The sequence below is a fragment of the Pseudoalteromonas sp. 19-MNA-CIBAN-0066 genome, from assembly GCF_040308705.1.
In the GTDB taxonomy this organism is placed as follows: domain Bacteria; phylum Pseudomonadota; class Gammaproteobacteria; order Enterobacterales; family Alteromonadaceae; genus Pseudoalteromonas; species Pseudoalteromonas nigrifaciens.
The window spans coordinates 1-8,670 of record NZ_JBEONZ010000065.1 but is presented as its reverse complement, the minus strand read 5'-3'; the positions used below and the strand labels follow the sequence as shown (position 1 = coordinate 8,670).

Genomic DNA, 8,670 nt, shown 5'->3' with positions numbered 1-8,670 from the left:
AGAAGCAGCCTAGTCTCTAAGTCAAGGCTGTAGAAGCCCATTGATCGACACGGAGTGGCGTCGATGGGTAGTTCACTGTTAGGTAGTAAGGCTATATAGTCAATATCGTGACTAGTTAAAAAGGTGATATTTAACGGCTGCGAGATTAACCACTCTATTGCATAGCGTAAGCAAATATCGGCTAAACCATCGCGATAGTAACCGCCACCAATATCAGAATGCGCACCAGCAAACCACAATTCGGTAATGTTGCTTTGTTGGTTCATTAGTGTGGGTTCAAACGCGCGACGCTTTTCATCCAGGGCTACAAAATGTAAGGCTTGAGTAACATTACTTGCTATGGTGTGGTTTTCAAAAATTACATGCTCTGCGCCACGGGTCGCTTTGGTTATTTTTGATAAACCAATAGAGGCAATAGTGTCAAATACACACAGGTATACTTGCTCACTTATTAATGGTTCTAATAATTTTGCTAAGCGCCTAGCGAGTGCAGCGCCTCGGCTAAAACCAGTTAATAAGACAATGTCGCCTAGCTTATAATGGCTTTTAAAATCACTTAGGGCTTGTTTTAAAATGCTAGCTACATCGTCGTTACGTGGTGCGAGTGTTTGATTTAAAAAACGTTTTAAGCGGCTGCCTTTAGTACCAATACCTTGATAATAAAAACTAAGTTGATTGGTTAATTTAGTATTAGGAGAGTTATTAAGTTGTCCGCCAGCGAGTAAGTGTAGTTTAAGAATATTAGAAATACTGCTGTCTTCTTTAAAATGATCAGCACTAAACTGCTCGGCGTCTCTAGGCTCAGCACCGGTGCCATCAAAGTTAAAAATGAGTGTTTTAGCCGTCATTGCATATTACCTCCTAAGCTTTTTTACTTTATACCCAAAGCAAGCCTTTGAAATGCTGAACTTTGCATTTTGAGATGGTTTGGATATATAACGTAAAAGTGTTAAATATTAATGACAGCGGTAATAAATTCACCGCTGTGGTGTTTAAACTCTGCAAAACTTTAATGTAACTTCATTTTAGGGCGTACCACGCGCAGTATTTTTTCGCTGATCCACAAGGCAAAGGTTTTTGCACTGCCGTGAATGGCGCGTTGATGCATGCGATAGAGCGAAATATACATAAAGCGGGCAATTTTACCTTCAATAAAAAAGCTATTACTGGTGAGATTACCCATTAAATTACCAACTGTACTGTAGCGAGACAGATTAACTAAAGAGCCGTGATCGCTGTACTTAAAGCCACTCAATGGTTGCTGTTTTAATGTGGCTATAAGATTTTTTTCAACACATTGCGCCATTTGATGCGCCGATTGCGCCCGCGGTGGCACTTGTTTGCCGTCGGCTTGGGTAAAGGCGCAGCAATCGCCCAATACAAAAATGCTGTCATCAACCGTGCTTTGTAAAAATTGGTTAACTTGAATTTGATTGCTGCGAGTGAGCTCAAAAATACCTAGGTCTTTAATAAAATCAGGAGCTTTTACTCCTGCAGCCCAAAGCATAATATCGGCATTAATGTGCTCATCGTCTTTGGTAATGAAGCCGTGCTCGGTGGCCTCTTTTACTTGCGTTTGTTCGCGTACATTAACCCCTAATTTTAGCAGCTCGCGCTTGGCACTAACGGCAATGCGCTCGGGAAGTGCGGGTAAAATGCGTGGCCCGGCTTCAATTAAATGAATATGTAAACGTTTGGACGACATATTAGTTAAGCCGTATAGCTTTAATAACTCAGAAACATGATACAACTCAGCCGAGAGTTCTACACCGGTTGCGCCGCCGCCCACAATGGCAATGTTTAATGATTGTTGTTGATTGTCGTCTTGGTGCAGGCGGGTAAAGCTGTCGAGTAACGAATGCTGAAAGCGCTCTGCTTGCAGATTCGAATCTAAAAAGTAGCAATGCTCTTTTATCCCAGGAGTATTAAAGTCGTTACTTACGCTGCCTATGGCAATAACAAGGTGGTCGTAGCGCACGTTGCGCTCGGGTAAAATAGTGTGGCCTAATTCGTCATAAAGTGGTGCGAGGGTAATGGTTTTATTGCTTTGGTCAATATTACAAAATGTACCAAGCTGAAAGCGATAATGATGTTTAGCGGCATGAGCGCTGTACACTACGCCGTCTAAATCTGGGTCAATAGAGCCGGTCGCTACTTCGTGCAGTAACGGCTTCCATATGTGGGTGCGGTTTTTATCTATGAGTAGTATGTCTGCGTGTTTTTTCTTTCCTAGTTTATGTCCTAGTTGGGTTGCAAGCTCTAATCCGCCAGCCCCACCGCCAATAACGACGATTTTAGGTGTGGTAATATTCATAACGCTGCCCTTAAAAAATAATATACCCAAGTGATCTGTATTTTTTATTGGTTTTTTAAGGTGACTTGGGTATCAATAAATTATTTTGGCAACAAGTAGTTATTACTCATTCTATGGCTGCCTAGTTTGCGCCTAAATAAAACTGATGTCAGCAATAAATAATGTTATTTGTTGTATACTGAGTTGCAAATATTTCATCTACACCGCATTTTTATAAGCATGACTATTGTTTAGTTATCTAAAGGACATTTATGAGCGCGCCACTAATTCAATCACTTGAGCAACACTTTGGCTTTAATCAGTTTAGAGGCGGGCAGCAGCAAACCATAGAGCAGTTGTTAAATGGGCAATCGTCGTTGGCAATATTCCCAACCGGCTCGGGTAAGTCTTTGTGTTATCAATTAACCGCGTTGCATTTACCGCATTTAACCTTAGTGGTATCGCCCTTATTGGCATTGATGAAAGATCAAATTAGCTTTTTAAACAGCAAAGGTATTTATGCTGCCAGCCTTGATTCGAGCCAAGATCAAATGCAAAGCAGTACCGTAATGAACGATGTTCGCAGCGGTAAAATTAAAGTCTTAATGGTGTCGGTTGAGCGCTTTAAAAATGAGCGTTTTAGAGAGTTTATTAACCAAATAGCAGTGTCTATGTTGGTTGTTGACGAAGCGCACTGTATTTCTGAGTGGGGACACAACTTTAGACCCGACTACTTAAAACTACCACGCTACCGTGAAGAGCTTAATATTCCGCTGGTATTATTATTAACCGCCACCGCGACTAAAAAAGTAAAGCGCGATATGGCCGAGCGCTTTGCCATTGCCCCAGAATGCATTGTACAAACCGGTTTTTACCGCGCTAATTTAAACTTAAGTGTGCTGAGTGTAAAAACGGCGGATAAAAATACCGAGCTTGCTAACATTATTAGCGCACAAAATGGCCCAGGTATTGTGTATGTTACCTTGCAGCAAAGTGCCGAACAAGTGGCTAATATGCTTAGCAATCAAGGGCTGCAAGCTGTGGCGTATCATGCTGGGCTTGAAGATACACTTAGATGGCAAATTCAAGATGACTTTATGGGTGGTAGAATTAATGTAGTAGTGGCTACGATTGCTTTTGGAATGGGCGTAGATAAAGCCGATATTCGCTTTGTTATTCATTACGACTTACCTAAATCGATTGAAAACTACAGCCAAGAAATAGGCCGAGCAGGGCGCGATGGTAACCCGTCACAGTGTTTTACCTTAGCCAACCTTGATGGGTTAAATACTGTAGAGAACTTTGTGTATGGCGACACCCCAGAGCTAAGCGGTATTGAGCATGTAATTAACGATATTCGCCAGCACCACAGCTCGCAGCAGCAATGGGAAATGCAAGAATATAGCCTTTCAAGCGACAGTAATATTAGGCAACTTGCGCTTAAAACTTTGTTAGTACAGCTAGAAATGCAAGGTGCAATTACGCCGCAATACGCTTACTACGCCGATTTTAAATATAAGTTTTTGGTTGATAAAAACGAGTTGCTAGGCCAGTTTGATGAGCAGCGCCAAGCATTTTTAACGCAAATATTTAGCCATACCGATTTTAAAAAGATATGGGGCACGCTTAATTTTGATAGCCTGACACAAGCCGCGCAAGTCGATCGAAAACGAGTGGTTGCGGCGCTTGACTACTTAGCCGAAAAACAGCTTATTACCCTAGAAACCAAACGTATTACCCAAGTGTATAAAGTGCATAGTGAGGTGATAAACAACCCTGAACTTGCGCAGCAACTGCATGATTATTTTACCGATAAAGAACAAGCCGAAATAAAACGTATAGCTGCATTGGTACGCTTTTTTGAGTTGCAAAGCTGTTTAAGCTACAACCTTGCCCGTTATTTTGACGATCAAAATGCGCCCCAGCAATGCGGCCATTGCTCAGTATGCAGAGGCCACAGTGTTAAGCTTGAATATTCAGTGCAAGCAGATGTTGTTGATGAGAGTGTAATTTATCAAAAAGTAGATGAGTTTTTACAGCATCTAGCCAGTAAAGGCATTAATAACGTAGGTGTAGAAACCCAATGTCGCTTTTTAGCGGGCATGAGCGTGCCTTTATTTGCACGCAATAAAGTGCGCCAATTGAGTGGTTTTGCGCTGTGTGAAGCGATGCGCTACAGTGATATTAAAGCGAAATTACTGGCGCGTCAGCTAGCATAATATTAGCTAAATTTAACCTAGTTAGCCTTTAAAATAGCCCCTAGAGATAGATTTACTCTGCCGATTTGAGCTTAGTTGGTGTATCCTAGTGGCTTACTTTATTTTATTAAGCCACTATGCCTCAAATTGTTATTCCGGTTAAAAACCTCACCACCACCCCAGAGCCTGTTACGTGTGCTAATTGCCAAGCCTGTTGCTGCCAATTAGAAGTACGCATAGTGACAGATACCGGTGTGCCATTTCATTATATTGAATACGATAAATGGGGCAGCGAAGTAATGAAACGTGCCGATGATGGCTGGTGCCAAGCCCTCGATCGCAACACACTCATGTGTTCTATTTACGAAAACCGCCCGTTAGTGTGTCGCGAATTTGAAATGGCGTCAGATGAGTGTATTACCGAGCGCGAGCTAGGCGGAATTTAAATTATTACAGCAAACGTAAAAAGGGCCCAAGGCCCTTTTTAAATGTGTACTAACTTAATGCAATTGGTATAACTGTAAAGCTAATACCAGACAATTATTAATCGTATTTAGCTTCAAGCTCTTGTGCGGTATGAAACTTCTCATGGCTTTGTAATTGCTCATCGTACTTAACTAGGTTTTTAAAGTGTGCTAGTTGACCTGAGTTTTTAACGATTTCGACAATAAACGACATCATAAAATCGGCGCCGGTTAGGGTGTCGCCTACTAAGTAACGCTTGCCTTCTAGGCGATCGTTAAAGTAGCTTATTACTTTAGCTGTTTCGGCGTCGGCGTAACCTTCTAAAAACTGGGTTTTAGCGCCATCTTTTAATACAAACATTTTAAGCAGCAGCGGTAAAATAGCTGAGCTTTCGGCAAAGTGTAGCCATTGCTGATAATCAACATAATCGCTAGTGCCTGCTTTAGGTGCAAACTTTCCGTTACCGTATTTAGTAATGAGGTAATCGGTAATTGCGCCCGACTCGGCAACAATAATCCCATCATCTTCTATCACCGGCGACTTACCAAGCTGATGAATATGTTTAAGTTCATCTGGGGCTAAAAAAGTGTCTTTATTACGTTGGTAAGCAACTATTTCATAATCTACGGCTAATTCTTCTAGTAACCAGATAATACGTTTTGAGCGTGATTTATTTAAATGATGTAGCTTGATCATAGTAATCCTTGTTGCGTTGCCATTTTCTACAGATAACAACGCATTAAATTTAAAGTGGGCTGTTAATTTTAACTACGGTTTTACCGAAGTTTTTCCCGCTGATCATATCGTTAAAGGCAGTAATGGTATTTTCGATGCCTTCTACTATATGTTCGCGGTATTGAATTTTTCCATCTTGTAGCCATTGCTGCATAGCGGTTGCAAACTCATCATAACGATGGCCATAATCGTCAAAAATAATAAAGCCTTGCATCTTAATACGCTTAGAGAGTATTTGCCCCATTAGCATACCCAAACGATCAGGGCCTTCTGGTAAGCTGGTTGCATTATACTGCGACACTAAACCACACACAGGTACGCGTGCTGATGTATTGAGAAGGGGTAATACGGCGTCGAATACCTTGCCGCCCACATTTTCATAATAAACATCAATACCGTTATCACAGGCTTGTTCAAGTTGCTGTGCAAAATTATCTGCTTTGTGATCAATACAGGCATCAAAACCTAATACTTCTACTGCGTGCTTACATTTTTCACTGCCACCGGCAACGCCGACGACTCTACAGCCTTTAATTTTTGCAATTTGGCCAACGGTAGCGCCCACAGGGCCTGTTGCTGCAGCAACGACCACGGTTTCACCTGCTTTAGGTGCACCAATATCAAGTAATCCCATATAAGCGGTAAAGCCCGGCATTCCCATAATACCTAGTGCATACGAAGGATTAGCAGGCTCTTTGCCTAATTGCATTAACCCTTCGCCGTTGCTAATAGCGTAGTCTTGCCAACCAGTGTAAGCCAATACCCATTCGCCTTCGCTAAAGGAGTCGTTTTTAGACTCTTGAACTTGGCATACAGTTGCCCCAACCATCACGTCGCCAACATTTACTGGGTCGGCATACGATTTAGCGTCGCTCATGCGGCCACGCATGTAAGGGTCAAGGGATAAGTAAATGGTACGCAGTAATACTTCACCATTTTTTAATGGCGGCAGCTCTAGTGTTTTTAATGCAAAGTTTTCATCGGTAGGAGCACCGTGTGGGCGTGATGCTAACGTGAGTTGTCGACTGGTTACTGACATATAAAATCTCCAATAGATGAGTGAACTACTTTGATCTGAATGTTTTAGTTTGTGTTTAAAGCAAAGTTGAAACTAAACAATAATGCGCAGATAAGTAGTAAGAAACCTGAGCTCCGGATAATAAACTTATCTCAAGCAGCTATTTTCAGCGCTAACTGCGTTGAATTTACTTGCAATAGGCCAGCTATTGCAAGTAAATTCGCCTTGTTTTCACTGAAAACCTCTGGCTAGAGAAAATAAAATCAAATATAACGATGATTCAATACGTTAGTAAATCTCTTAACCAGAGCTCAGGTTAAGTATGTATATCTTAATACAGGAGTTTTGGGCACACGGTTAAAAAATCAACCCCAAGGTGTGAGTATTTACTCTAAGGTGAGTTTATAAGTGGATTAACTGATTTCTATAGCGCTATAACTTTTATTTAAACTATTCTAAAATGAATGCTATTAACTCAACAACAATAGATGCGAAATTATTATGCACCCACACATTAGTAAGCTTTATAACAGTGCGTTAAAGCCAAGCCGATTAATTATAGGCCTAATGAGTGGTACCTCGTTAGATGGACTTGATGTTGCCTTATGTAAAATAACTGCCGCGGGTGTGCATACCCAAATTGAGGTTTTAAAGTTTACTACGGTTGATTATAGCGATGATTATAAAACAAAAATAAAGCAGGTATTTGCCAAGCGTGAATGCAACTTAGAATACCTTACGTTACTGCACCCTTGGGTTGGTAAATTACATGGCGACATGGTTAATCAGTGTTTAAACAGCTGGCAGGTAAACCCAGCCAATATAGATGTAATAGCCAGCCACGGGCAAACTATTTACCACTGTCCTAAGAGCCAGCATCAGTATAACGATTTTAACAATGGCACTTTACAAATTGGCGACAGCGACCAAATAGCCGTTACTACAGGTATTACTACCATCGGCGATTTTAGGCAAAAGCATATAGCAGCGGGTGGTGAGGGCGCACCACTTGCCGTGTATGGTGATTATTTGTTTTTTTCAAGCTCTGACGAAAACCGTATTTTGCTCAATATGGGCGGTATAGCTAACCTCACTTTTTTACCCCAAAATGGCGATAGCAACGCAGTATTTAGCTCTGACATTGGCCCATGTAATACCATTATGGATGCCTATGTGCAGCGTTATTTTAATAACATGCATTACGATGAAAACGCTGCGATAGCGAAAGCGGGCGTTATTAATACTGCGTTACTAACAGCGCTTTGCGACAATCATTTTTTAACCCTAAAAATGCCAAAAACTACTGGCCCTGAAGTGTTTAATCTGGCTTATTTAGAGGCTGCGCAACAGGCTTCAAATACCCAAAAGTTAAGTCATCAAGACGTAATGGCCACCTTAAACCGCTTTACCGCAGAGGTTATTGCCAATGCGCTAAATACGTGTGTAAAAATGGCGCCCAATAGTGTGGTGTATGCCAGTGGCGGCGGCATTCACAATTTACTCTTAATGCAACATTTAGTAACGCTTTGTCCGGCCATAAAAGGTTTTAAAAATACTCACGCATTAGGGGTTGATCCCGACGCGAAAGAAGCGGTACTTTTTGCTATTTTAGCTAACGAATGCTTAGCCGGTGAGCAGCTACACCTCGATAATAAAGCTCAAGGAATTGCAGGCGTTACTATGGGTAAAGTGAGTTTTGCAGATTGAAACCACATATTCTAAGCTTAAGTTTTTAGGTGAGACCTAGCCAAACTCACTGTTTGGCCTTTGCATAACTGCGACTTACTATTATAGGGTAAGCTTATTTTTTTGCGCTGCCATTAGCGTGAATATTGTTTTGTAGTAATTAATTGCAGCTGCGCTTTAATTATTATAAAAATGTTAGTAACTATTCACCAAGACAAATTATTTTCTAAGGATCTTTTTTAGCTATTGACTGATCCTGCCAGTATGCCAAGCTA

Annotated in this window: 7 protein-coding genes; 3 read left to right on the top strand and 4 right to left on the bottom strand. The window is 41.3% G+C overall.

All coding sequences use genetic code 11. From position 1 onward, the window contains the following. A partial coding sequence (locus tag AAEZ18_RS17890; RefSeq protein WP_350595427.1) for a phospholipase effector Tle1 domain-containing protein occupies positions 1 to 848 on the bottom strand: 848 nt, incomplete at its 3' end. A 161-nt stretch (positions 849 to 1,009) separates the two neighbouring features. Then, entirely contained in the window at positions 1,010 to 2,314 is a 1,305-nt protein-coding gene (locus tag AAEZ18_RS17885; RefSeq protein ID WP_086998216.1) for an NAD(P)/FAD-dependent oxidoreductase, read from the bottom strand. A 251-nt stretch (positions 2,315 to 2,565) separates the two neighbouring features. Here AAEZ18_RS17885 and AAEZ18_RS17880 point away from each other — a divergent pair, with 251 nt between their 5' ends. Next, positions 2,566 to 4,512, top strand: a complete 1,947-nt coding sequence (locus AAEZ18_RS17880; protein WP_350595428.1) for a RecQ family ATP-dependent DNA helicase — start codon at positions 2,566 to 2,568, stop codon at positions 4,510 to 4,512. A 116-nt stretch (positions 4,513 to 4,628) separates the two neighbouring features. After that, entirely contained in the window at positions 4,629 to 4,937 is a 309-nt protein-coding gene (locus AAEZ18_RS17875; RefSeq protein ID WP_176359701.1) for a YkgJ family cysteine cluster protein, read from the top strand. A gap of 97 nt (positions 4,938 to 5,034) precedes the next feature. Here AAEZ18_RS17875 and AAEZ18_RS17870 read toward each other — a convergent pair whose 3' ends face one another. Continuing rightward, complete coding sequence (locus AAEZ18_RS17870; protein ID WP_179807751.1) at positions 5,035 to 5,652, bottom strand: glutathione S-transferase family protein; 618 nt, start codon at positions 5,650 to 5,652, stop codon at positions 5,035 to 5,037. 49 nt (positions 5,653 to 5,701) lie between these two features. After that, a complete protein-coding gene (gene curA / locus AAEZ18_RS17865) occupies positions 5,702 to 6,730 on the bottom strand; it encodes an NADPH-dependent curcumin/dihydrocurcumin reductase (RefSeq protein WP_350545641.1) in 1,029 nt (342 codons plus the stop codon). Positions 6,731 to 7,210: 480 nt separating this feature from the next. Here curA and AAEZ18_RS17860 point away from each other — a divergent pair, with 480 nt between their 5' ends. Next, the gene (locus AAEZ18_RS17860; RefSeq protein WP_182683765.1) at positions 7,211 to 8,416 is read left to right on the top strand and encodes an anhydro-N-acetylmuramic acid kinase; all 1,206 of its coding nucleotides are present in this window, start codon (positions 7,211 to 7,213) and stop codon (positions 8,414 to 8,416) included. Positions 8,417 to 8,670 lie beyond the last annotated feature (254 nt).

Bases quoted from the DNA above. Each gene is read 5' to 3' on its own strand.
- AAEZ18_RS17885 (WP_086998216.1), bottom strand. From the start codon at position 2,314: ATGAATATTACCACACCTAAAATCGTCGTTATTGGCGGTGGGGCTGGC.
- AAEZ18_RS17880 (WP_350595428.1), top strand. From the start codon at position 2,566: ATGAGCGCGCCACTAATTCAATCACTTGAGCAACACTTTGGCTTTAAT.
- AAEZ18_RS17875 (WP_176359701.1), top strand. From the start codon at position 4,629: ATGCCTCAAATTGTTATTCCGGTTAAAAACCTCACCACCACCCCAGAG.
- AAEZ18_RS17870 (WP_179807751.1), bottom strand. From the start codon at position 5,652: ATGATCAAGCTACATCATTTAAATAAATCACGCTCAAAACGTATTATC.
- curA (WP_350545641.1), bottom strand. From the start codon at position 6,730: ATGTCAGTAACCAGTCGACAACTCACGTTAGCATCACGCCCACACGGT.
- AAEZ18_RS17860 (WP_182683765.1), top strand. From the start codon at position 7,211: ATGCACCCACACATTAGTAAGCTTTATAACAGTGCGTTAAAGCCAAGC.